General features: G+C 72.1%; 16 protein-coding genes. 15 read left to right on the top strand and 1 reads right to left on the bottom strand.

Annotation, left to right across the window (positions count from 1 at the left end):
• Window positions 1-115: 115 nt before the first annotated feature.
• The 14 genes from rfbC (at window position 116) to AC5L38_RS39310 (ending at window position 20,104) form a co-directional block, all read left to right on the top strand.
• Window positions 116-709, top strand: a complete 594-nt coding sequence (gene rfbC / locus AC5L38_RS39375; RefSeq protein WP_495247957.1) for a dTDP-4-dehydrorhamnose 3,5-epimerase — start codon at window positions 116-118, stop codon at window positions 707-709.
• A 331-nt stretch (window positions 710-1,040) separates the two neighbouring features.
• Complete coding sequence (locus tag AC5L38_RS39370) at window positions 1,041-3,824, top strand: BREX system ATP-binding domain-containing protein (protein ID WP_495247907.1); 2,784 nt, start codon at window positions 1,041-1,043, stop codon at window positions 3,822-3,824.
• A gap of 333 nt (window positions 3,825-4,157) precedes the next feature.
• Window positions 4,158-4,949: a DUF742 domain-containing protein gene (locus AC5L38_RS39365; protein WP_495247906.1), complete on the top strand. Its 792-nt coding sequence runs from the start codon at window positions 4,158-4,160 to the stop codon at window positions 4,947-4,949.
• A 227-nt stretch (window positions 4,950-5,176) separates the two neighbouring features.
• A complete protein-coding gene (locus tag AC5L38_RS39360; protein WP_495247905.1) occupies window positions 5,177-6,622 on the top strand; it encodes an acyl-CoA carboxylase subunit beta in 1,446 nt (481 codons plus the stop codon).
• A 542-nt stretch (window positions 6,623-7,164) separates the two neighbouring features.
• Window positions 7,165-9,987: an AAA family ATPase gene (locus AC5L38_RS39355; protein ID WP_495247904.1), complete on the top strand. Its 2,823-nt coding sequence runs from the start codon at window positions 7,165-7,167 to the stop codon at window positions 9,985-9,987.
• Window positions 9,980-12,805 carry an ATP-binding protein gene (locus AC5L38_RS39350; protein WP_495247903.1) on the top strand — a complete coding sequence of 942 codons (2,826 nt, stop codon included), beginning with the start codon at window positions 9,980-9,982 and terminating at the stop codon, window positions 12,803-12,805. The genes AC5L38_RS39355 and AC5L38_RS39350 overlap by 8 nt, the downstream gene beginning before the upstream one ends.
• Before the next feature lie 523 nt (window positions 12,806-13,328).
• Window positions 13,329-14,090 (top strand): helix-turn-helix transcriptional regulator, encoded by a 762-nt coding sequence (locus tag AC5L38_RS39345; RefSeq protein WP_495247902.1) that lies wholly within the window; start codon window positions 13,329-13,331, stop codon window positions 14,088-14,090.
• Between the two features lie 242 nt (window positions 14,091-14,332).
• Entirely contained in the window at window positions 14,333-14,542 is a 210-nt protein-coding gene (locus AC5L38_RS39340) for a DUF5988 family protein (RefSeq protein WP_389927194.1), read from the top strand.
• A 27-nt stretch (window positions 14,543-14,569) separates the two neighbouring features.
• On the top strand, window positions 14,570-15,232 hold the full coding sequence (locus tag AC5L38_RS39335) for a cold shock domain-containing protein (protein WP_495247901.1): 663 nt from the start codon (window positions 14,570-14,572) through the stop codon (window positions 15,230-15,232).
• A 361-nt stretch (window positions 15,233-15,593) separates the two neighbouring features.
• A complete protein-coding gene (locus AC5L38_RS39330) occupies window positions 15,594-16,625 on the top strand; it encodes a GDP-mannose 4,6-dehydratase (RefSeq protein ID WP_389927198.1) in 1,032 nt (343 codons plus the stop codon).
• Between the two features lie 77 nt (window positions 16,626-16,702).
• Window positions 16,703-17,575: a 3-hydroxyacyl-CoA dehydrogenase family protein gene (locus AC5L38_RS39325; protein ID WP_495247900.1), complete on the top strand. Its 873-nt coding sequence runs from the start codon at window positions 16,703-16,705 to the stop codon at window positions 17,573-17,575.
• Window positions 17,572-17,862, top strand: coding sequence for an acyl carrier protein (locus AC5L38_RS39320; protein WP_495247899.1), 291 nt, complete (start codon window positions 17,572-17,574; stop codon window positions 17,860-17,862). The genes AC5L38_RS39325 and AC5L38_RS39320 overlap by 4 nt, the downstream gene beginning before the upstream one ends.
• Window positions 17,855-18,964: an acyl-CoA dehydrogenase family protein gene (locus AC5L38_RS39315; RefSeq protein ID WP_495247898.1), complete on the top strand. Its 1,110-nt coding sequence runs from the start codon at window positions 17,855-17,857 to the stop codon at window positions 18,962-18,964. The genes AC5L38_RS39320 and AC5L38_RS39315 overlap by 8 nt, the downstream gene beginning before the upstream one ends.
• Window positions 18,965-18,982: 18 nt before the next feature.
• Window positions 18,983-20,104, top strand: a complete 1,122-nt coding sequence (locus AC5L38_RS39310) for an HAD-IIIC family phosphatase (protein WP_495247897.1) — start codon at window positions 18,983-18,985, stop codon at window positions 20,102-20,104.
• Between the two features lie 14 nt (window positions 20,105-20,118).
• Here AC5L38_RS39310 and AC5L38_RS39305 read toward each other — a convergent pair whose 3' ends face one another.
• Complete coding sequence (locus AC5L38_RS39305) at window positions 20,119-20,802, bottom strand: O-methyltransferase (protein ID WP_495247896.1); 684 nt, start codon at window positions 20,800-20,802, stop codon at window positions 20,119-20,121.
• Between the two features lie 232 nt (window positions 20,803-21,034).
• Between AC5L38_RS39305 and AC5L38_RS39300 the strand changes: the two genes are divergently transcribed.
• The coding region (locus AC5L38_RS39300) for a type I polyketide synthase (protein WP_495247895.1) at window positions 21,035-24,369 on the top strand (3,335 nt) is incomplete at its 3' end.

The following is a 24,369-nucleotide window of genomic DNA, read 5'->3' as shown; positions in this document are numbered from 1 at the left end:
GCACCCGGCACCCGGCACCCGGCAACCGGCACCTGGCTGGCACCTCGCGCTCTCGCCGAGCCGGTGGGAACCGCCACTCCCCGGACGGGGCAGGGTCACGGAGGGAGAGGTGAGCATGCGTTCGCTCGGCATCGAGGGTGCGTGGGTGTTCGAACCGAAGGTGTTCCTCGACGACCGGGGCAGTTTCCACGAGTGGTTCCGCGCGGAGACCTTCCGCGAGAGCACCGGCCAGACGCTGGCCCTCTCGCAGGCGAACTACTCGGTCTCGTGCCGGGGGACACTGCGCGGCGTGCACTTCGCCGACGTCCCGCCAAGCCAGGCCAAATACCTCAAATGCGTCAAAGGTGCGGTTTTTGATGTGGTCGTCGACATCCGCGTCGGGTCGCCCACCTTCGGGCAGTGGGAGTCGGTGATCCTGGACGACGAGGACCACCGGGCCGTCTACGTCTCCGAGGGGCTCGGCCACGCCTTCATGGCGCTGACCGACGACGCGATCGTGGTGTACCTGTGCTCCGAGGGATACGCGCCGGGGCGCGAGCACGGGGTCGACCCGCTCGACCCGGAGCTGGGGATCGAGTGGCCCGCCGGGGTGGCGCCGCTGCTGTCGGACAAGGACGCCGCGGCCCCGACCCTCGCCGAGGCCCGGCGGCGGGGCATGCTTCCCGCGTACGAGGAGTGCAACCGCTTCTACGCCGGGCTCCGGGCCTGAGGGCTCCGGGCCGTGCCCCGGTCACGGTCGGCGGCGCCGGCGGGATCCGGGCGGGGTCCGGGCGGACTCCGGGTGAAGAGGGCTTTGCCGAACAAGATTCGGGAAGCTAACGTCGAAGGCGCGGCCGACCCGGATCGGCGAGTGACCGGGCACCCATCCGGAGGTGGCATGTCGATGCCCGAATGGGAGATCTTCTGGATCAAAGACTAGCTCGCCTGCCCGTTGAATCTCGGATGAGAGCTGGCGGGAGCCATGTTCGGGTCTCGGCCGGCCGACCCCCGAAGCGCGTTCCCCCGTGCCCATATGCCACGCGGTGACTTGATGGAGCGGGATGGTGACCATGTCGGGACGGATCTTCCACGGCGAGGCCAAACCGGTGGGCCGCGAGGCGGAGTTCCGCACGCTGGTGTCCGGGCTGGACCGGGCCGCGGAGGGCGGGGCGTGCCTGATGCTGATGCGGGGGCCGGCCGGGTCGGGCAAGACCGCCCTGCTCGACGCCCTCGAACGGTATGCCCGGCGTGTCGGAGTGGTGATCCTGCGCGGCTCCTGCTCGCCCGCCGGGGCCCGCCTGTCCTGGCACGCCGCGGAGAGCCTGTTCGGCGAGGCGCCGTTCCACGCGGAGGAGAGCACCGCGCCGCTGTCGCACCGGTTGTTCCGCAGGGTCAGCGAGGCGACCGTGTCGGGACCGGTGGCCGTCATGCTCGACGATACGCAGTGGTGCGACGAGGAGTCGCTGACCTGGCTGGACTTCCTGATGAACCGCGGGCATCATCTCCCGCTGTTCGTCCTGCTCGCCCAGCACCGCTCCGGCCTGACGAGCGGGCGGCGGACGGTCCCCGGTGTCGTCGCGCGCGGGCACCGCGTGGTCGACCTCGGGCCGCTGTCGGAGGAGGACGCCGGGAAGATGGCCCGGCTGTGCTGGGACGCCGTACCGAAGGAGCCGTTCGTCCGCGTGTGCGCCAGGAGGTGCCGGGGCAATCTGGCACTGCTCGCGGGGCTGTTCAAGCGCCTGAGCGAGGAGGGTGTGCCGCCCGACGCCCGGGGCGAGTCCAGGGCCGCCGAACTCGGGGCCGAGCTCTACGCCGGGCACCTGCTGGCGACGCTCGACCGGCAGCCCGCGTACGTGCGCGGGGTCGTGGAGGCCTTCGCGGTGCTGGGGCGCCCCGACGCGGAACTGCTGGGCATGCTGTCCGGGGTCTCCGAGCCGCTGGTGGCCGCCGCGGTCGGCATCCTGCGCGACGAGGAGATCGTCGACGCCGGCCTGGCCGAACTGGACGAGGACGGTGTGCGCGCCGCGGTGCTGGGCGGCATGCCGGCCGCCACGCTCGACCGGTGGCGGGGGCTGGCCGCCAGGCTCCTCAACGACGGGGGCCGGCCGGCCGAGGAGATCGGCGCGCAACTGGCGCTGCTGCCCGACCTTCCGGAGACCTGGATGCGGGACGCGCTCAGGGAGGGGGCGCGCCGCGCCGAGCTGAACGGGACGCCGGAGGTGGCGGCGCGCTACCTGGGCCGGTTGGTCGCGGCCGATCCCGCCGACGTCGGCACGCGGGCCGAACTCGCGCGGCTGATCGGGCACGACGATCCGGCGAGAGCGTACGCGATGCTCCGCGACGGCCTGCGGGAGGCCGCCGACGTGCGGGGGAGGGCGCGCCTGGCCATCCAGCTGGCCAGGGTCGCGCCGCCCCTGGGAAGGGAGCCGGAGGCGGTCGCGGTGCTGAACGCCGTCCTGGCGGAACTCGACGACGCGGCCGACGCGGCCGGCGAGGACCGCGAGCCGCGGACGCCGGTCGAGTCGGCGCTGCTGCTGATCGGATGGAACCGCAGGTCCACCGCGAAGATGGTCGCCGAGTGGTCGGTGACGTTGCGGACCCCGGAGGTGGCCGCCGGGAGCGAGCGCGAACTGCTCGCCGGGCGATCCCTGATCTTCGCGATGTCCGGCTTCTCGGCCCAGACCTGCGTGCCGCTGGCCCGGCAGGCGCTCAGCGGCCCGGACGAGAACTTCTGGAGCCAGGCGTTCGGCGCCGCCGCGTACGTCCTCTCGCTCGCCGGCGAGGTCGAGGAGGCGGTACGGGCCATGGGCCGGATGATCTCGTACGGCGTCGGCAAGGGGGACATCTGGGGTCAGGTGGCGGCCCTGTCCAGGAGGTCGTGGATCCTGGGCGAGGCGGGCGACGTCGACGGGGCGCTGGTGGACGCGGTCAGGGCCGTGAGGCTGGCGGACGGGCGGCCGTGGTCGAGAAGCGTGACGGCGCCGAAGACGACCCTGGCCGTGGTGCTCGCCCGGCGGGGCGACCTCGGCCAGGCCGCCTCCGTGCTCGACCAGATGGCCTCGCCGGTCGTGGAGGGCTCCCTCCTCGACTATCCGCGGGTGCTGATGACGAGGTCGTACCTGGCGGCGGCGCGAGGCGACCACGCGGGCGCGCTGTCGTCCCTGGCCGACTGCGGCGCGCTGCTCGCCGAGTTCACCATCAGGAACCCGATGTTCGCGCCGTGGTGGCTGGAGGCGGCCTGTCTCCTCGCGGACCTGGGCCGCGGGAGCGAGGCGGGGGAGTTCGCCGAGCACGGCGAGGAACTCGCCGAGGGCTGGGGGAACGCCTCCGGGCGGGGGCTCGCCCTGCTGGCCAGGGGGGCGATCGCCGAGGGGCGCGACGGGGTGGAGACGCTCACCGAGGCGGTGGAGACATTGGCGGGGACCCAGGTGCGCTGGTATCTGGTCCGGGCCGAAACCCTGCTCGGCGAGGCGCTGTTACGGGTGGACGACCGTGAGGCGGCGCGCGCGCGTTTCCGCCGTGCCGTGCACCTGTCGGTGCGGTGCGGATTTCGCGGGCTGGCCGAGAGGGCCCGCGGCCGGCTCGTCGCCGCGGGCGGCCGGATGTACCAGGGAGCGGGGGGAGTCAAGAACGTGCTGACCACGGGGGAGGGGCGCGTCGCGGAACTCGCGGCGGCCGGCGCGACCAACCAGGAGATCGCCCAGACCCTGCGCATCACGCTGCGCACCGTCGAGAGCCACCTCACCAGCGTCTTTCGCAAGCTGGACGTGGGTGGCCGGGCGGATCTGGGATGGGCGCTGGAAACGCTGGGCAGGGCGGGCCGGGGCACGCCGGCGGGCGGGTGACGCGCGCCCCGGACCGTCCCGGGCGGTGTGTGATCGGGAGTTGACAGGCCGTGTCAGCGCCGGGACCGCCGACGCGGCCGTCGCCGTCGTACGGAGCGCTTCTCCTCGCCGGGAAGCTGGCCGGGAAATTCGCGGAATCTCGCCAGGGAATTCGCCGAACACTAAGCAAACCCCTAGGAATCGGTGAGGACAATCAGCAGACCCTCGCGGGGGCGGCGAGCGCGACGAGATCGCGGGGTGAGGGACAGCGGTGATCCCAGCGACATGATCATTTTCCGCCGTCGCGCGATCTCGATGTCAGATGACCTTTCGAGAGCAGGTGAGACCCCGGCGATGTCCAACGGCAGGAGGCGGCGACGGCGATACGCCGACAAACCGAAGTACTCCCCTTCCGCCTTCGGCGGCTGGGGTGACTACAGGACCTGGGCCGAGCACCAGTTCCTGCCCAGACCCGCGCAGGCGGAGGCGGAGGAAGCGGCGGACGACGGCACGCGGGACGACGAGTCGCGGGTCGCCGGCTCGCGGGTCGCCGGCACGTGGGACGACGGCTTGCGGGACGACGGCTCGCGGGATGCCGGGGCGGGCGTCGTCGACGTCGGCGGGGAAGGGGCGCACGGCGACCCGGAGACGCCGGGGGCCGGTGCCGGCGACCGCCACGCCGGGCTCCTCCCGGACGCGGTGCCTCCCGCCGGCCCCGGGCCGGTGACGGGCCCGGACCGGGCGGCGCCGCACCCCGCGCCGTACCCGCGGGACTCACGGCAGGACTCACAGCAGGACTGGCGGCCGGTCGGGCCGCGGCCGTACGTGCTCGCCGGGGGGCGTACGGGCGGTGAGGGCCTGCCGCGGATGGACGCGCTGATCTCGGTGACGCCGGAGGGCACGCTCAGCGTCGGCGATCCCGCGCTGTCCCCGGAGTACCGCCGGATCTGCGACATGTGCCAGGAGCCCATGGCGGTGGTCGAGATCGCGGGACGCCTCAGGGTGCCCATCGGGGTGGCCGCGGTCCTGGTCGGCGACGCGATCGGCTGGAACCTGCTCAGGGAGCACACCCCCGCCGAGGTCGACGGCCGGCCCTCGATCGGCGTCATCACGCGCGTGCACGAGGGACTGCTCCGGCTGCGCTGACGCGAGAGGTTCGCGCTCCGGCGGGGCGCGGTGCGTGGGAGGGGGCGGGGGCCGGTCGAGAACTCGCGGTGTCCGTGAGTTGGGCGGGGGCTGGCCGGGAGGTCGCGGTGCATCGGGGACGTGAGTGCAGGAACCAGTCGTTTCCGGGCGGCCAAGACTAGGGGTTTCACGGAGTCATCACTGGTTCACTTGCGTCTCGGACAATGGGCGATTCGCAGAGGTGGGCGATGACACTTCCCTCAGTTGCTGTGGTGGACCGGGACGAGCCGCCCCTCGACCATCGCGACCCGGCGGTCCGGATGTCACGGCTGTCGGATCCGGGCTCGCTTGAGATCATCCACCGGCGCGAAGGCGTGGGGGTGGTGGTGGCCTACGGGCGGGTCAACGGTGTGAGGGTGGTCATCTACTGCACCGACGCGACGCTGAAGGGCGGTGCGATCGGGGTCGACGAGTGCCCGCTGATCGCCGGCGCCATCGATCTCGCGGTGCGCGAGCGGTGCCCGGTGATCGGCGTGTGGCACTCCGGCGGCGCGAAGCTCCACGAGGGCGTGGCGGCGATGCACGAGATCGGGGAGATGTTCGCCGCGATGGTCCGCGCCTCGGGCGAGGTCCCGCAGCTGTCCGTCGTGCTCGGCCCCGCGGCGGGCGGCGCGGCCTACGGCCCGGCGCTCACCGACATCGTGATCATGTCCGACGCCGCCCGCGTCTTCGTCACCGGCCCGGACGTCGTCCGGTCGGTCACCGGCGAGCAGATCGACATGGAGAGCCTCGGCGGGCCGGACGCGCACAGCCGCAGGTCCGGGGTGGCCCACATCAGCACGGGTTCGGAGGAGGCGGCCTTCGCCCGGGCCCGCCAGGTCGTCACGCTGCTGGCGAAGCCGGGATTCGTCGACGTGGACGCGGTGCGCGGGCACCGGCCGCTGCGCCACCTGCTCCCCGACTCGCCCAAGCGCGCGTACGACGTGCGCCCGCTGGTCAGGGCGATCCTGGACAAAGGGGACGAGGAGGGCGGGGAGCCGGGATTCGTCGAGCTGCAGCCGCGGTGGGCGCCGAACATGGTGACCGGGTTCGGCCGGCTGGCCGGGCGGACGGTCGGGGTGATCGCGAACAATCCGCTGCGCAAGGGCGGCTGCCTCGACTCGCTGTCCTCGGACAAGACATCCAGGTTCGTGCGGATGTGCGACTCGTTCGGCGTGCCCCTGCTCGTGCTGGTCGACGTCCCCGGCTACCTGCCCGGCGTCGGGCAGGAGTGGGAGGGGGTGGTCCGCCGGGGGGCGAAGCTGCTGCACGCGTTCGCCGAGGCCAGCGTTCCGCGGGTCACGCTGGTCACGCGCAAGTCCTACGGCGGCGCCTACATCGCGATGAACTCCCGCTCCCTCGGCGCCACCGCCGTGTTCGCCTGGCCGGAGGCCGAGGTGGCGATCATGGGCGCGAAGGCGGCGGTGGAGATCCTGCACCGCAAGAAGCTCGCCGCCGTGGCGCCGGACGAGCGCGAGGGGCTGCTGTCCGGCCTGGCCGCGGAGCACGAGAGGATCGCGGGCGGCGTGGCCAGGGCGGTGAGCATCGGCGTCGTGGACGAGGTGATCGACCCGGCGCACACCCGTCTGCGGCTCGGCGAGGCGCTGGCCGCCGCTCCGGTGCGCAGGGGCCGCCACACCAACATCCCCCTGTGAGCGTGAGGCCGCCGGGCGCCTCGCCGTACTGATCCGGTGTGGGGTCGCCCGGTGTCGTCGTGCCCCGCCACCTGCTTGTCTCCGGGAGCCACCCGCTTCCCGGAGGCGTTGTCCCGGCGTATCCGATCGCCGGTCGGAGAGGTGGTCAGGCCGCCGAACACAGATAAATAAAGGTAATCACAGGCAAATCCAAGGCAAACGCTTGTAAACCAACATTTTGCTGATTAAGGTCTCCTCAGAAGGCGATCGGAGTGCTTGAGATTAGGCGCATGCGTCGTCGATTCGAGGTGCGAAATGTTCAGCGATACTGGACAAAGGGTCGAAGCCGAGGTCACAGGCAGAGTTCCCGCGGTTCCCGCGCCCGTCCGTGACACCGAGGCGATCGTGGCCGGAAGTCCGGACCCGCGCCGGAGGGTTTCGGTCTGTTCTCGTGTCACGGAGGTTCCCGGCAGGGAGTCCGAAATCCGTCCTCGCGTCACGGCGGGCTTCGGCGAGGAGCCCGCGACGGTCTCGTCGGCCGCGGGCGAGCTGGTGTCACGCGCATGGCTTTAGCGGAGGAGACGGCCGCGACGTACGGGCCGACACGCGTGCGGTCGGCGGGTGTCACCGAGCGAGGCACTCGCTGGAGGGATGTCGCACCGGAGTTCCTGGCCGAGCGGGAGCGGCAGATAAGCCTGCTGGGCAAGCAGGTGGCCGTGCTGCGCCGCGGACGCCCGGGCGTGGTGACCGTGCTCGGGGAGCCGGGTACGGGAAGGAGCGCCCTGCTCAGGGTGGTCGTCGCCCTCGCCAGGGAGGCCGGTCTGCCGGCCGTCCTCGCCCGCTGCTCGCCCGCCGAGGCCGACCTGCGCTACAGCGCGGTCTCGCAGATCACCGCCGGGCTGGCCGGCGCCGGATACCCGGCCTTCGCGCGGCGGCTGTGGGCCGAGGAGCAGCCGGCCGCGACCCTGATCCCCGCGCTGTGCGGGGAGTTCGTGGCGCTCGCCGGAGACCGCCCGCTGCTGATCGCCCTGGACGACGCCCGGTGGGCGGACGAGGGATCGAAGGCGTGGCTGGCGGCGATGACGCACCGGCTGCGCTACGCCCCGATACTCCTGGTCCAGGCCGGCGCCCCCGGCGAGGAGTGCGCCGTCGAGCCGGTCGCCGAGCCCGGCCCGGTGCCCCGCAGCGTGATCCACGTGCCGCCGCTGCGCGAGCACGGGGTCCGGCAGGTGATCGTCTCCCGGTACGCCGGGCCCGTCGACGGGGCCTTCGTGACCGCGGCCACCGAGGCCACGGGAGGCAGCCCGGCGACCCTGCTCGCCGTACTCGACCATTTCGTGTGCGCCTCCCTGCCGCCCGTCGCGCGCCACGTCCCGGTCCTGCTGGAGCGGGCCGCAGAGGTGAACGGCGACCGGGTGGCGGGGGTCATCTCCCACCTGCCCGCGGACGCACTCGCGCTGCTCCTGGTGATAGCGGTCTGCGAGGGCGGCCTCGACTTCGACCTGCTCGCCTCCCTGGCGCCGCCGAGGACGATGTCCTCCGAGCAGGCGCTGTCGGTCCTGGTGCGGCTGGGCCTGGTGACCGGCGGCAAGGACCCGTGGCCGGCCAGCCCTCTCGTCGCCGACAGGGCACTGGCCGGGATGGCGCTCGGGGAGCGGCAGGCACTGGCGATGCGCGCCGTCGAGCTCGGGTACCGGGCGGCGATCCCCGAGGAGCGGCTGGCACGGCTGCTGCTCAACACCCGGCCGGTCGGTGCCGGATGGGTGGTGAGCCTCCTGAGCCGGGTGGCCACCCGGCGCCGTCTCGACGGGGACCACGAGGGCGCCGCGGCCCTGCTCGGCCGGGCGCTCCGGGAACCGGTGAGGGACGAGCAGCGGCAGCGGCTGCTCATCGAGCTCGCGATGATGGAGGTGGACCGCAGCTCGGAGACGAGCGACCGGCGGCTGCAGCAGGTGCTGCTGAACAGCGGGACCGAGGTGCCGGTCGGGGCGCTCGTCCGGGCGGCCGACCTGCTCGGCTCGCGGGGCGACGCCTCCGCCACGTACCGCGCCGTCGCGACGGCCTACGCGCGGCGGAAGGCGGGGGGAGCGGAGCTCGGGTCGCTGGCGGCCATGGGCTGGCTCGCGGAGAACGAGTGCACGACCGACGACTCGGCGCTGCCCGCGCACTCGTTCCCCGACCCGTCCGACCTGCCGGGAGATCCGGTGCGGGCGGGCATCGCGGCCTGGATGCTGGCCGTCCGGGGCGAGCGCCTGCCGTGGGCGCGGGAACTGGCCAGGACGGCCTTCCAGGTCAGAGGCGAGGACCAGCCGTTCGGCCCGAGGATCCACGCGGCCAGGACGCTGCTGCTGGCCGACGAGGTCGCCGAGGCGGTGATCGGGCTGGACGAGGTCCTGGCCGACGCCCGGCGCTGCGGCGCGCGGGCACCGGCCGCGCTGGCGCTGATCCATCGCGGCCACTGCGAGATGCGGCGGGGCAACCTCGGGCAGGCGGGGTACGACGTCGAGGCGGCGCGGGCGGAGCTGCCGCTCACCTCCTGGCACCCGCGGCGGGTTCCCTTCCTCGTCGCGACGGAGGCGTGCCTGCACCTCGCCGGCGGTTCGGTGGAGAGGGCCGAGCAGTCGCTGGCCTTCGAGTTCCCCCCGGGAGCGGACCTGGGCGTGTCCTGGGCGGCGCTGCTGTACGCGCGTGCCCGGGTGCGCATGGAGCTGGCCGACCCGGTGACCGCGCTGCGCGACATCAACGAGTGCGGGCGCGTGCTGCTGGCCAGGGGCTGGACGAATCCCGCCGTGCTGGCGTGGCGATCGGTGGCCGCCGCCGCGTACGGCGCGTGCGGGAACGCCGAGGCCGCCAGGCGGCTGGCGGTGGAGGCGGTGGAGCGGGCCCTGGAGTGGGGCGCCCCCAGCGCGCTGGACGAGGCGCGCCTGCGCGCGTCACACGTGCTGGGCGGCATCGAGGCGACGGACGGGCGCGAGCACGCCGTACCGTTGCCGCGGGACCCGGCGCCTGGCGGCCGGCACGCGACGGCACAGGCCGGGCCCGCCGGGGCGTCCCCGGTGGCGAGCCCGCCGGAGACGGCGGTGAGGATCGGCGCGCCTGCAGGTAGACTCACCGGGCGGTCCCGTCGCCCTGTCACGAAGCTTGTCGCGGAAAGAACGTCGGTGCTGGACGAAGCGAGGTACCTACTGACCACCCATGAGGAGCGGGTCGCGGGGCTGACCGCCGCAGGCCACTCGAACGCCTACATCGCGAGCATCCTGTCGGTGAGCGTCCGGACCGTCGAGCTGCGCCTGACCACCATCTACCGCAAGCTCGCCGTCACCAACCGTGCCGAGCTCGCCTCGCTGCTGGCCTCGATCCCGGCGCCGCGGAACATGGGTGACTGACCTCATGCCGCTGCTGGAACGGGAGAAGGAGCTGGCTCGGGCGGAGCAGGCGGTCCAGGCGGCCGTGGCGGGCAACGGGTCCATGATGGCGGTCGTCGGCCCGCCCGGCGTCGGCAAGTCGGCACTGCTGCGCACCCTGGCCGACGCGGCCACCCCGCACGCCCGGGTCCTGCGCGCCGGCGGCACGCTCCTCGAACAGGACTTCACGTTCGGCATCGCCCAGCAGCTGTTCGAACCGCTCCTGGCCGGGGTGGAGAGGACCCGCAGGGAGAGCTGGTTCCGGGGCGCGGCGAACCTGGTGCGGGGGATGTTCTTCGGCGACTCGTCCTCCACGGGGCCGAACCGGTCGCTCAGGCAGGAGACGATCCTGCACGGGCTGAACTCGCTGATCACCAATCTCAGCGAGGACGGGGCGTTGCTGGTCGTGGTCGACGACCTCCAGTGGGCGGACGCGCCGTCCCTGCGCTGGCTGGCCTACCTCGCCAGGCGGCTGGACGGCACGCGGGTCCTGGTCGCCGGGGCCTTCTCCGAGGAGTGCGCGGCCTCGGACCAGATCCTGCTCAGGGAGATCGCCGCCTCGGGGGCGCGCACGCTGCACCCGAGGCCGCTGTCGGCCCAGGGAGTGGGCCGGCTGGTCGGCGAGGAGTTCGGCGAGCCCTGCGACCCCGAGTTCGCCAGGGCCTGTCACGAGGTGTCCGGCGGGAACCCCGCCTCGCTGGCCGCGATGCTGCCCAGGTTGCGCGCGGCCGGCTTCCAGCCGGTCGCGGCACGGGCCGCCGAGGTGCACGCCGCGAGCCAGCCGCTCCTGCGCGACCGGCGGATGTTCTGCCTCGGCATCCAGCCCGCGGTCGTCCGGGACCTCGCGCAGGCGATGGTCGTGCTCGGGGACCTGGCGGAGCCGGAGCTGATCAACGAGCTGGCCGGCCTGGACAGCATCGACTACAAGTCCGCGATGCAGACCCTCGACCGCCTCGGCCTGCTCGACGGCGGCGAGGCCCCGCGGTTCGTCCACCAGAGCGTGCGGTACGGCATCGAGTCGGCGATGAGCACCGACACCCGGGCCCTGATGCACCGCCGGGCGGCGACGCTGCTGCACACCGTCGGGCACCCGGCCGAGCACGTCGCCGACCAGCTCCTGCAGGTCACCTCCGGGTACGAGGCCTGGGAGACCGGCGTCCTGCGCGCGGCCGCCGGCACCGCCCTCGAACGCGGTGCCGCAAGGAAGGCGGCCCGCTACATCCGGCACGCGCTGCTGGACAGGCCGCCCGACAGCGAGGCCAGGGGCCGCCTCCTGGTCGACCTGGCCGCCGCCGAGCGGGGGTTCGACCTCGCCTCCTCGGTCACCCACATCGCGCAGGCCGTGCCGATGCTCACCTCGGTGACGGAACGGGCGGAGGCGGTGCTGTGGATCCCGCCCGCGATCGGCGCGGTCAACCCGTCGTCGGGCGCGCTCGTCCAGGACGTGGCGCGGCAGTTCCACGACCGGGGGCCGGCGTACGCGCGAGGAGAACTCGGCCTGCGGCTGGAGGCCCGCGTCCGCTGCCTCCAGCTCCAGGACGCCGTGCATCTCGGCGCGGCGGCCGACCGGTTGCGGGAGTTCGGCACGGAGGTGCCGGTCTCCACCGCCTCCGGGCGGGAGCTGCTGGCCGTCCTCGCGTACGCGGCGACCATGGCCGGCGGCGCCACGGCCGCCGAGATCTCCGCCCTGGCCACCCGGGTCCTGGAGCGGGAGCCGCCGCGCGCCGGGCACGCCCACACCGCCCTCCCGCTGCTGATCCAGGCCCTGGTCCTCACCGACACGGCGGCCTCGGTGGCCCCGTGGCTGGAGGCGGTGCGCGAACAGGCCCAGCGCCAGGAGCTCGACGGGGTGACCGCGCTGGTCAACGCGGAACGGAGCGTGATCCTCCGCGCGTCCGGGCACGTGGCCCAGGCCAGGAGCACCGCGCTGAGCGTGGCCGACAACGCCGACCCCGCCTGGCCGGAGGCCAGGACGCTGGCCATCTGGACCCTCGCCATGATCGCGCTTGAGACGCGGGACGTCGAGCTGGGCGAGCGGGTGACCCGCACCAGCCCGGAGAGCGGCGACCTGCGGGTGGTCGTCGCGCATCGCATGGTGCGGGGGATGCTGGACGCGGCGCGCGGCGACCTGTCCGCCGCGCTGTACCGGTTCCTCGACAGCGGCAGGCAGCTGGCGCGCTGCGGGTGGACGAACGCGGCGCTGTACCCCTGGCGGGTGTGGGCCGCGGCGGTGAACCACCGGCTCGGCAGGGCCCAGGCGGCGGCCGAGCTGGCCGACGAGGAACACGCCTTCGCGCGGGCCTGGGGCGCCCCCTCGGTGTACGGCCGCGCGCTGCGGCTGCGCGGCATGATCACCCCGGGCGAGGAGGGCGTCGACCTCCTCCGGCAGGCCGTCGACACGCTCCGCGGTTCGGAGGACCGGATCGAGCTGTCCCGCACGCTCACGCTCCTCGGCAGGAGGCTCGCCGAAACGGATTCCGGCGAGGCGGAGGAGTTCGGTTCCGAGGGCGTGCGGGTGGCCGGGGAACGCGGCGTGTCCTGGGCCGAGGGCGACAGGGACACGGAGCTGAACGGCCCGGCGCTGCGGCTGTTCGCGCCCGAACGCGGCGAGCTGACCAAGGCGGAGGAGACGGTCGTCGCCTTCGTGCTGCGAGGCTGGACGAACCAGCGGATCGCCGACTCCCTCGGGGTGACCCGGCGCGCCGTCGAGAAGAGCCTGACGAGCACCTACCGCAAGCTCGGCGTGAGCGGCAGGGCGGCGCTCGTCGAGGAACTGGGCGCGCGGGCCGCGGACGAGTAGGCCGGGCATCCCGCCCTCGCCCGGCCGAGCCGGGCATCCCGCCTCGGTCCCACCAAGCCGGACATCCCGTCCTCGCCCGGCTGAGCCGGGTAACCCGCCTTCGCCCGGCCGAGCCGGGTCTCCCGCCCTCGCCCGGCGAACACACCGCCGGTGGGCGGCCGGGAGGTTCGGGCCCGGCATGAAATCATCGCTTTAAGCCGGACGGCGGGAAGCGGGCGCCGAGGCGCCGGTCCGCGGCGGACATCAAGGTTCGCCGGCCGCGCATGAGCCGGATTGCCACGGGTAATTGCAGCGGGCGCGATGCCGTCCGCCGGTCCGGCACGGGGTGCCCGGCCGCATGGCCCGCTATTAGTGCGGGATGCGCGCTGCTCACCGGGGCGGGGGCGCGAGAGTTCGGTACCGAACGAGGCCGGGCCACCGCACCGCAAGGTCCGAACCGGACGCCTCACACACCACAGTCTTTTACTGTTTGTGGTGGACTTATGTTGACCTGCTTTCGGGTTAATTAATAGCATGTAAATAAGTGGATTCGGTCGTTACCCCGCAGTTATCCGGGTCATCGTCTCGTCTGCTGGAGGAGAGGAATGGTCAACAGGTGAGTATTGATATCGGCATCGCTCCGGTTGATGAGGATCAGCGGCTTCGACCGGTCGGTCAACCCGCTGACAGGATAGATCAATACCGTTCCTTTTTCGACCAGTCAGGGATTTGCGTGGCGAATCTCGATCATGCGACCAGGGTCATCGAGGCGAATCTCGAGTTCACCCGGCAGTTCGGACGCTCCCTGGCCGACATTCGCGGTCTGGCGTTCTGCGAGCTGCTCCACCTGAGCGTCCGGGACAAGCTGGGACAGCAGTTCACCCACCTGACGGACCACCAGCGCGCCCGCTTCGAGGACCGGGTCATCGCCGTACGGCCGGACCAGACGGTGCTCGGCGGCGAGCTGACCGGGATCGCGCTGCACGGCGAGGCCGGCCACGTCGAGAGCGTCATGGTCCTGGTGCGGCCCGACCGGGAGCAGCGCGACGACCTGCTGACCGGGCGGAAAAGGCTGCTGAGCACCATGGAGGCCCGCGTGCTCGAAGGCGTCGCGGCGGGCGTGTCGACCGTGCAGCTAGCGTCGATGCTGTACCTCAGCAGGGGCGGCGTGGAGTATCACGTGACGACGCTGCTGCGGAAGCTGAAGGCGACCAACCGCCCGGCCCTGGTCTCCAAGGCGTACTCCATGGGCATCTTCCGGCTCGGCTCCTGGCCGCCCCGGATCCTGCCCGACTTCGTGAAGTAAGTCTGTGTCGTCGGCGTCACCGGCGTCATCGGCCCGCGGTCGCGTGGCGACCCGGACGACCCGTCGCCGGATCGCGGTGACCGGGGGAGGGTGGCGGTGTCCGGAGCGGCCCCGGCGGCGCCGGTCCGCCCCCGTGACGCCCGTCCTGTTCCGGCACGGCGGTTCCGGGGTGACCCCGATGTCGCCGCCGCCGATCCCGATCGTGTTCTTGAAGGTAGCCGTCATGTAAGGGAGGTGTCATCGTGACCAGTGCAAAAATTGTACTCTCCGGTGGGCCGGAACGATTCTCCAATCGCGGTCACGTTCGAAGCTCGGTCAATCCGGAGGAGAAGGTGAAAATTCTCTCCGGCGCGGGGTACGAGCATTTCGTGCACAGCGGTGAATTTCTGACCGTCGACGGGGAGAACCTTCCGGTCTTCCAGTGGTCCGAGCGAACCAAGATAGCCGAATAGATGCACCCGGCTATCTGACGGGTAAAAGTGAATTGTGTTCCGAATTGCCGGTTTCGCGCTTCCCGGTCGAATCGAGAGCGAATTCCGGCGGTCGTGGAAAACGATTCAAAAGGCAAAGGTATTCATTTCGGGAACGTGGCTCTGGTGAGGTGTGGTGTGGTGGTAACCGGTAAGCTCGTCAGTTTCGATGAATTCCGTGGGTACGGTTTCATCGCCCCTGACTCAGGTGGCGAAGACGTTTTCATGCACGTCAACGACCTGGACAGCGACAAGCGTCTCATCTCGATCGACACGAGGGTCGAATTCAGGGTCGAGAACGGCGGCAAGGGGCTGAAGGCGTCCCAGGTCCGCGTGCTCGACAGGCCCGGCGCACCGAAGATCACCCTGCCCTCACAGCCCTCACCCGTCACGCCGGGACCCGCTCCGGCACCCGTACCGAGACCCGCGCCCGCGCCCGTGCCGACACCCGCCTCGATCGCGCCGGCGGTGTCACCGGGACCGGCCGCCACCACCCCCGACCGCCAGGTCAGCGACGCCGGCTTCTGTGATGTGCTGTCCGTCGGGGAGCTGACACAGGAGATCACGGAAGCACTGCTCGCGGCCGTGCCGGCGATGACGGCGGAGCAACTCCTGGGCGTCCGCAGGTGCCTCGTCGGCCTCGCCCAGACGCACGGCTGGGTCGAGGAGTAGCGTCTCCGGCCCCGGGCCGCCGATCCTGTCTGCCGGACGGCCCGGGAGCCGGTCACGCTCCCGCGGATGATTCCGCACCCCGATGTCTTCGCGATTCGCAGTGTTCCCCGACGTTCCCCGATGTTTCCCGACGTTTCCCGATGTTCCCAGGTGTTTCCCGGTTTCCGTGACCCCGGTTTCCATGACCCGGTGGCAGGCCACTGTCACCGTCGATTACCTGACACCCCGGCAGAACCTCTGCCCGGTCGTGGACCGGCGGTCCGCCGGTTCGACGGACTCGATTCCCGCTGTGGGCACGCCGCCGGCGTCTTCGCGGTCACGACGGTGTCCGAACCTGCCCGCGGTGCTGAAAGGAAAGTGCATGTCCAGGCGCGCGCTGATCACCGGTATCACCGGCCAAGACGGCTCTTATCTCGCCGAGCATCTACTGTCCCAGGGCTACCAGGTCTGGGGGCTGATCAGAGGGCAGGCGAATCCCCGGAAATCCCGCGTCAGCCGCCTCGTCAGCGACCTGTCATTCGTCAACGGCGACCTGCTGGACGAGGGAAGCCTGGTCACGGCGGTGGACAAGGTCCAGCCCGACGAGGTGTACAACCTCGCGGCCATCTCCTTCGTCCCGATGTCCTGGCACCAGGCCGAGCTGACCACCGAGGTCAACGGCATGGGCGTGCTCCGGATGCTGGAGGCGATCCGCCTGGTGTGCGGGCTGGACAAGTCCCGTGACGGCAGCAGCGGCCAGATCCGCTTCTACCAGGCGTCGTCCTCGGAGATGTTCGGCAAGGTCGCGGAGAGCCCGCAACACGAGACGACCATCTTCCACCCGCGCAGCCCCTACGGGGTCGCGAAGACGTTCGGCCATTTCATCACCCGCAACTATCGCGAGTCGTTCGACATGTACGGCGTCTCCGGCATCCTGTTCAACCACGAGTCGCCGCGCCGGGGCACGGAGTTCGTGACCCGGAAGATCTCCCTCGCCGTCGCCCAGATCAAACTCGGCCTGCAGGACAAGCTGTACCTCGGGAACCTCGACGCGGTCCGCGACTGGGGATTCGCCGGCGACTACGTCCGGGCGATGCACCTGATGCTGCAGCGGGACGAGCCCACCGACTACGTCGTGGGCACCGGGTGCATGCACTCGGTGCGCGACGCCGTGAGGACGGCCTTCGAGTACGTCGAGCTGGACTGGCGGGACCACGTCGTCGTCGACCCGGCGCTGGTGCGTCCCGCCGAGGTGGAGACCCTCTGCGCCGATCCCAGCCGCGCCCGGATCGAGCTCGGCTGGGAGCCCACCGTCGGCTTCGAGCAGCTCATGCACATGATGGTGGAGTCCGACCTCCAGCACGCCTCACGCGAGCGGGACTTCGGGGACCTCATCCACGCGTCGAGCTGGTGAACCCGCCGGTGCCTCCCGTACCCGGCGTGCGGAAGGCGGAAAGACCGACCCGAACCGTCGTTATGTGAGGCTCAGGAATGAACGAAGTGGAAGATGCCCGCCCTGGCGCCCTGGGGGTCCTGGGGGCCGGGGTGATGGGCACGGGGATCGCCGTCGTGGCGATCGGCCACGGCGTCCCGGTCGTGCTCGTCGACGTGTCGGACGACAAGCTCGCCGAGGCCCGGCACCGCGTCGACCTCCAGCTCCGGCACGCGCGGCTCGTGGGCGCCGTACCGGCGACGGGCCGGGTGGCCGATCTGACGACGACCACGGAGCTCGCGGACGTCGGCGACGCCACCGCGGTCGTCGAGGCGGTCGTCGAGGACGCCGAGATCAAGGCGAAGGTGCTGGGCGAGGCGTCGCGGCTGGTCAGGGCCGGCACCCCGCTGGTCACCAACACCTCGGGCATCCCGATCGGGGAGCTGGGCAGGTTCGCCGCCCGCCCGCACGAGCTGGTCGGCGTCCACTTCATGAACCCCGCCTACCTGATCACGATGGTGGAGGTGATCAGGGGTGCCCTGACGAGCGACGAGACGATGACCGCGGTCACCGGGCTTCTGGCGCGGATGGGACGCCAGGGGATCGTCGTCCGGGACGCCCCGGGGTTCGTCACGAGCAGGCTGCTCCACCCGATGATCAACGAGGCGGCGCGGATCGTCGCGGCCGGGGTGACCACCGCGGACTCGGTGGACGACCTGATGCGAGGCTGCCTCGGACATCCCACCGGACCCCTGCGCACGGCCGACCTGATCGGGCTCGACAACCTGGTCGACGCGCTGCGGACGCTGTGGGAGCGCACCGGCAACCCGAACTTCCAGCCCTGTGAGCTGCTGCTGGAGAAGGTGGCCATGGGGCACCTTGGCCGCAAGTCCGGTAAGGGCTTCTACGACTACGAGAAGGTGCTTTCGTGACCACGAAACCAGAAGAGACGCTCCAGCCGACCGCCGACGCCGTCCGGCTGCAGATCCGCGACTTCCTCCAGGAGCGGATCAAGACGGAGGTCGCCGCCGACAAGGATCTGTTCGCCTCCGGGCTCGTCAACTCGATGTTCGCCATGGAGCTGGTCGTCCACCTGGAGCAGCGGTACGGCATCGCCATCCTCGGGGAGGACCTGAAGCTCGACAACTTCCGCACCGTCGAGCGGATGACCTCCCTCGTCCTGCGGCTGCGGGACGCTCCGGTGACGGACCATGCCTGAGTGGCTCGACGCGGCGCGCGAAGGGGTCACCCACCTGGTCGGCGACCAGGCGGGCGAATGGGACCTCGAAGGTCTCCTCCCCGTGGAGACGCTCCGGACCCTCGGCAAGCAGGGCCTGCTCTGCGCCGAGGTCCCGGCCGAGTACGGCGGCGTCGGCGGGAGCAGCGCGGACAACGGCGCCCTCACCGCGCACACCGGCAGCCTGTGCAGCTCCCTGCGCAGCGTGATGACGTCACAGGGAATGGCGGCCTGGACGATCCAGCGGCTCGGTGACACCCGCCAGCGGCAGGAGTACCTTCCCAGGCTGACCGGCGGAGAGCTGGCCGCCGTCGCCTTCAGCGAGCGCGAGGCCGGCAGCGACGTGACGGCGCTGAGCACCGAGATACGCGCCGACGGCGACACGGTGGTGGTCGACGGGCACAAGACGTGGACCACCGTGGCCCGCTACGCCGACCTGATCGTCGTCTTCGGCCGGTACGGCGACGAGGGCGCCGCCGTCGTCGTGCCCGCCGAGACACCGGGGGTCACCGTGCGGCCGGTGCCCAACCCGAGCGGCTGCCGGGCCGCCGGGCACGCCGACGTCGACCTCGACGCCGTACGCCTTCCCAGGAGCGCGGTGCTCGGCGGCGGCGGCCAGCAGCTCCAGCTGCTGGTCACCACGGCCCTGGCCTACGGCCGGATGTCGGTGGCCTGGGGCTGCGTCGGCATCCTGCGGGCCTGCCTGTCCGCGGCGGCCTCGCACGCGGGGACCCGCAGGCAGTCCGGCCGCCCGCTGGCCGAGCACCAGCTCGTCGCCCGCCACCTGGCCGAGCTCCTGGCGGCCGAGCAGGCGGCGACCCGGGTCTGCGAGCACGCGAGCCGCTGCTGGGACGACAGGTCGCCGGAGATGGTGATCGCCACGGTCCTGGCCAAGTACGTCGGCTCGACCGAGGCGGCGCGCGGCGCGGCGGCGGCCGTGCAGGTGCTGGCCTCGGCGGGCGCGCGGGACGGCCACGTGGTGGCGCGGGCCTACCGCGACGCGAAGCTCATGGAGCTCATCGAGGGCAGCACCGAGATCTGCCAGCTCGTTCTCGCCCGGCACGCCGTCGCGCAGTCACACTGACCAAGACGAGGAGGACAGGTGCCCGACAAGACATCGGTCGTGAAATGCCTGGTATGGGACCTGGACAACACGCTGTGGCAGGGAACCCTGCTGGAGAACGACGAGATCCGCCTGGCGGAGCCCGTCCACGAGCTCATCCGGCTGCTCGACTCCCGGGGTGTCCTGCAGTCCGTCGCGAGCAAGAACGACCACGACCACGCCTGGGCGAAGCTTGAGGAGCTGGGCGTCGCCGAGTACTTCGTGCTGCCCCAGATCGGCTGGTCGCCCAAGTCCGGCTCGATCCGGCAGATCGCGGAGGAGCTGCGGTTCGCCCTCGGCACGATCGCGTTCGTCGACGACCAGGCCGCGGAACGGGCCGAGGTGGCCTTCCACCTCCCCGACGTGCGCTGCTACTCCGCCGAGCAGGTCGCCGAGCTGGCCGGGCTGCCGGAGTTCAGCCCGGAGACGGTGACCGAGGACGCCAGGAGCCGGCGGCGGATGTACCAGGCCGGGTTCCGGCGGGAGGCCGCGAAATCCGGCTTCACCGGCCCGGACGAGGAGTTCATCCGCTCGCTCGGGCTGGTGATGCGCATCGAGCACGCGACGGCGGAGCACCTCGCCCGCGTCGAGGAGCTGACCCTGCGCACCAGCCAGATGAACGCCACCGGCGTCCACTACTCGGGGGAGACGCTGGAGCGGCTGCTCGACGACCCCCGGCACCACGTCCTGGTCACCTCGCTGAGCGACCGTTTCGGGCCGCACGGGGCGGTCGGGGTCATCCTGCTGGAGCGGGGACGGGAGACGTGGCACCTGAAGCTGCTCGCCACGTCGTGCCGGGTCGTGTCCTTCGGCGCGGGCACGGTGATCCTGCGCTGGCTGGTCGACCAGGCCGCCCGCGCCGGCGCGCACCTGGTGGCCGACTTCCGCCGCACCGACCGCAACCGGATGATGGAGATCGCCTACAGGTTCAGCGGGTTCGCCAACGGGGACTGCCCGTGCGTCGGGAGACTGCCCGCCTCGGACGTCGAGGGCCTGGAACGGCTCCACCTCGTCCCGGCGCCGCAGCACCCGCCCACCACGATGACCCTCGTCGCGCCGGACCTCGGATCCTCGACCGAGACCCGGCTCTCCGGCCTCCGCAGCCCCTCGCCCGCCGTCTAGCCGGCGGGTTCTGGTCAGTGGGCCGGTTCGGCCGGCCCCTTCTTGCGGGCGAGGGTGATGCCGTCCGCCATCGGCAGCAGCGAGATGTCCACCCGGCGGTCCTCCAGGAGGAGAGCGTTGAACCCGCGGATGGCCTCGGTGTCCGCGTCCCGCGCCGCCGGGTCGACGACCTTGCCGAAGAACAGGGTGTTGTCCACCACGATCAGCCCGTTGTCCCTGAGCAGCGGCAGGGCGGCCTCGTAGTACTTCGGGTAGCCGGGCTTGTCGGCGTCGATGAACACGAGGTCGACCGACCCGGGCCCCTCGTCGAGCAGCAGCGCGGCGAGGGTGTCCGAGGCGTCGCCGATCCGCAGGTCGATCCGGTCGAGCACGCCGGCCCGGCGCCAGTGGGGCACCCCGACGCGGGGCCACCGCTCGGTGATGTCACAGGTGATGACGCGCCCCTCGGGGGCGACCGCGCGGGCCAGGCACAGCGTGCTGTAGCCGGTGAAGGTGCCGACCTCCAGCACGGTCCGCGCGCCGGTGAGCCGGGCCAGCAGCGTCAGCAGCTGCCCCTCCTCGGCCATCACCTGCATCGCCCTGCCCGCGGGCAGCGCCGCGGTCTCCTCGCGCAGCGAACGCAGGATCTCGTCCTCCCGCGACGACATCCGCTGGACGTACTCCGACAACTCTGACGTGATGTGCAGCTGACCGGCCATTGCGCGAGTGTACGGCCCGGTTCGCTGGTCATTTCCCCAGATTGAGGCTCGTCAGACGGGGCTCGCGGCCACGCGGGAACGGGCACGTCCCGGCACCGGGGTTACTAATGATTTTCGGGGAGCGCGGCGCCGAGACTGAGCCGATGCGGGTGGAGCTCGTGGACTCGACCGCGGCTTCGAGGCCCGGCGAGTTCATGGGTTCGTGCTGGTCGTCGAAAAGGGTTGAGCTGATATGGACAACGAAGCGAAACTCCGGGAATACCTCAAGCGGGCGACCACCGATCTCCGGCGCACCCGGCAACGTGTCCACGACCTCGAGGAACAACACCGGCAGCCGGTCGCGATCATCGGGATGACCTGCCGGTACCCCGGCGGTGTGGCCTCGCCGGAGGACCTGTGGCGGCTGCTCGCCGAGGGCGGCGATCCGATATCCGAGCCGCCCGCCGACCGTGGCTGGGACCTCGACAGGCTCCGCGACGAGTACGGCGGCGCCGTACCGCCGTCGTTGTCCGGCGGTTTCCTGCGCGACGCGGCGGAGTTCGACGCCGGTTTCTTCGGCATCTCCCCCCGGGAGGCGCTGGGCATGGACCCGCAGCAGAGGCTGCTGCTCGAAGCCACCTGGGAGGCCGTCGAGAGGGCGGGCATCGACCCGGTCGCGCTACGCGGCAGCCAGACGGGCGCCTTCATCGGCGCGATGTCCCCGGACTACCGCGACAACCTGCCGCGCGACATCGACGCCTTCGGGCTCACCGGTACGGCGAACAGCGTGATGTCCGGCAGGCTGTCGTACACGCTCGGCCTGGTCGGGCCGGCGGTGACGGTGGACACGGCCTGCTCGTCGTCGCTGGTCGCGCTGCACTGGGCCGCGCACTCGCTGCGGACGGGCGAGTGCACCCTGGCGCTCGCGGGCGGTGTGACGGTCATGTCGACGCCCAGCACCTTCATCGAGTTCAACCGCCAGGGCGGCCTGTCGCCCAGCGGGCGGTGCAGGGCGTACGCCGACGGCGCCGACGGCACGGGCTGGTCCGAGGGCGTGGGCGTGCTCGTGCTCGAACTGCTGTCGGACGCGCGGCGCAACGGGCACGAGGTGCTGGCGGTCATCCGCGGCTCGGCGGTCAACCAGGACGGCGCCTCCAACGGCCTGACCGCGCCGAACGGACCCTCGCAGCAGCGGGTGATCCTTGACGCCCTGGCCGGTGCGCGGCTGTCGGCTGCGGACATCGACGTGGTGGAGGGACACGGGACCGGTACGACGCTGGGCGACCCGATCGAGGCCGAGGCGTTGATCTCCACGTTCGGCGAGGACCGAGAGCGCCCGCTGCTGCTGGGCTCGGTGAAGTCGAACATCGGCCACACACAGGCGGCGGCCGGTGTGGCCGGCGTGATCAAGATGGTGCTGGCGATGCGGCACGGGGTGCTGCCGAAGACGCTGCACGTGGACGCCCCCTCGTCGCGGGTGGACTGGTCCGCGGGCACGCTGGAGCTGCTGACCGAGCAGCGGCCCTGGCCGGAGACCGGGCGGCCGTACCGGGCGGGGGTGTCGTCGTTCGGGGTCAGCGGCACCAACGCCCACGTGGTGCTGGAGGAGGCGCCGCCGGCCGAGGCGGACGCGCCCACGGCGGACCTGGTGGACCCGGCGCCCTCGGGTGTGGTGCCCGTGCTGCTGTCGGGCCGCACGGACGAGGCGCTGCGGGCCCAGGCCGCGCGCCTGCTCGCGCATCTGGACGGCACCCCCGGGACGGCCCTGGCCGACGTGGCGTTCTCGCTGGCCACGACGCGGTCGGCGTTCGAGTACCGGGCGGGGGTCCTCGCCGCCGACCGCGCCGAGCTGCGCGCGGGGCTGGCGGCGCTGGCGGACGGCGGCGCCACCGGTGTGATCAAGGGGCACGGCAGGCAGGCCAGGACGGCGATGCTGTTCACCGGCCAGGGCAGCCAGCGGGCCGGGATGGGCCGGGAGCTGTACGAGCGTTTCCCGGTGTTCGCGGCGGCGCTGAACGAGGTGATCGCCGGGCTGGACCCGCTGCTTGAGGGGTCGTTGCGGGACGTTTTGTTCGGTGATCGGGCGGAGGCGCTTGACCAGACGGGGTGGGCGCAGCCCGCGTTGTTCGCGCTGGAGGTGGCGCTGTTCCGGCTGGTCTCCTCATGGGGTGTCAAGCCGGGGGTGCTGGCGGGGCACTCGGTCGGGGAGATCGCTGCCGCCCATGTGGCCGGGGTGTTGTCCCTGAAGGATGCGTGCGCGCTGGTGGCGGCGCGGGCGCGGTTGATGCAGGCGTTGCCGGTCGGTGGGGCGATGGTGGCCGTGGCGGCGCCGGAGGAGGAGGTCGCCGGGCTGCTGGCGGGCCGTGAGGGAGAGGTGTCGGTCGCGGCGGTGAACGGCCCGTCCTCGGTGGTGGTGGCCGGGGCCGAGGAGGCGGTGCTCGGGATCGCGGCCGTTTTGGAGGAGCGGGGGGTCAGGACGAAGCGGCTGCGGGTGTCGCACGCGTTCCACTCGCCGTTGATGGACCCGATGCTGGAGGACTTCCGGGCGGTGGCCCGGACGCTGACCTACGGCCCGCCGCAGATCCCGGTGGTGTCGACGGTGACCGGGGAGGCGGCCACGGCCGAGCGGCTGTGCTCGCCGGATTACTGGGTGGAGCAGGTGCGCCGGACCGTCCGGTTCTCCGACGCCGTCCGGACGCTGCACGCGCAGGGGGTACGGGCGTATCTGGAGCTCGGCCCCGATGGCGTGCTGACCGCGATGGCGGCCGACACCCTCGCCGCCGGTCAGGCCCCGCGTGACACCGGCTCGGCGCCGGACGCGCACCCGGGCGCCACGGACCCCGAAGGGGAGGCGGGCGCGGTGCTGGTGCCGGTACTGCGCGGGGGCCGCGACGAGCGGACGACGGCCATGGCGGCGCTGACGGCCCTGCACGTGCGCGGGGTGCCGGTGGACTGGCGGGCGATCTTCCCCGGTGCCCGCCGGGTGGAGCTGCCGACGTACGCCTTCCAGCGCCGGCGGTACTGGCCGGACCCGACCTGGACCGGGGACGCCCGGGGGCTGGGCCTGACGGCTGCCCGGCATCCGCTGCTGGGTGCCGCGGTGGGTCTGGCCGACAGTGATGAGGCGGTGTTGACCGGTCGTATCTCGTTGGGGTCGCATCCGTGGCTGGCCGATCACGTGGTGGGCGGGAGGGTGGTGTTCCCGGGGACGGGGTTCTTGGAGTTGGTGGTGCGGGCGGGTGATGAGGTGGGGTGCGATGTGGTCGAGGAGCTCACCTTGACCGCGCCGCTGGTGCTCGGTGAGCGGGATGCGGTGGCGGTGCAGGTGCGGGTGGGTCCGGCGGATGGGGCGGGTCGGCGTGAGGTGAGTGTTCATGCCCGGCCGGTGGGGTCGGGGGATGGGGTGTGGGTGCGGCATGCCGGTGGTGTGCTGGCCGGTGGGGGCCGGGTCGGGGAGCGGTTCGATGTGGAGGTGTGGCCGCCTCGGGGTGCGGCGGTGATCGAGCTGGATGGGGTGTATGAGGGGTTGGCTGGGGGTGGGTTGGAGTACGGGCCGGTGTTTCGGGGGTTGCGGGGGGCGTGGCGGGG

The organism is Streptosporangium nanhuense (genome assembly GCF_059358815.1).
This window is presented reverse-complemented; position numbering and strand designations above follow the sequence as displayed.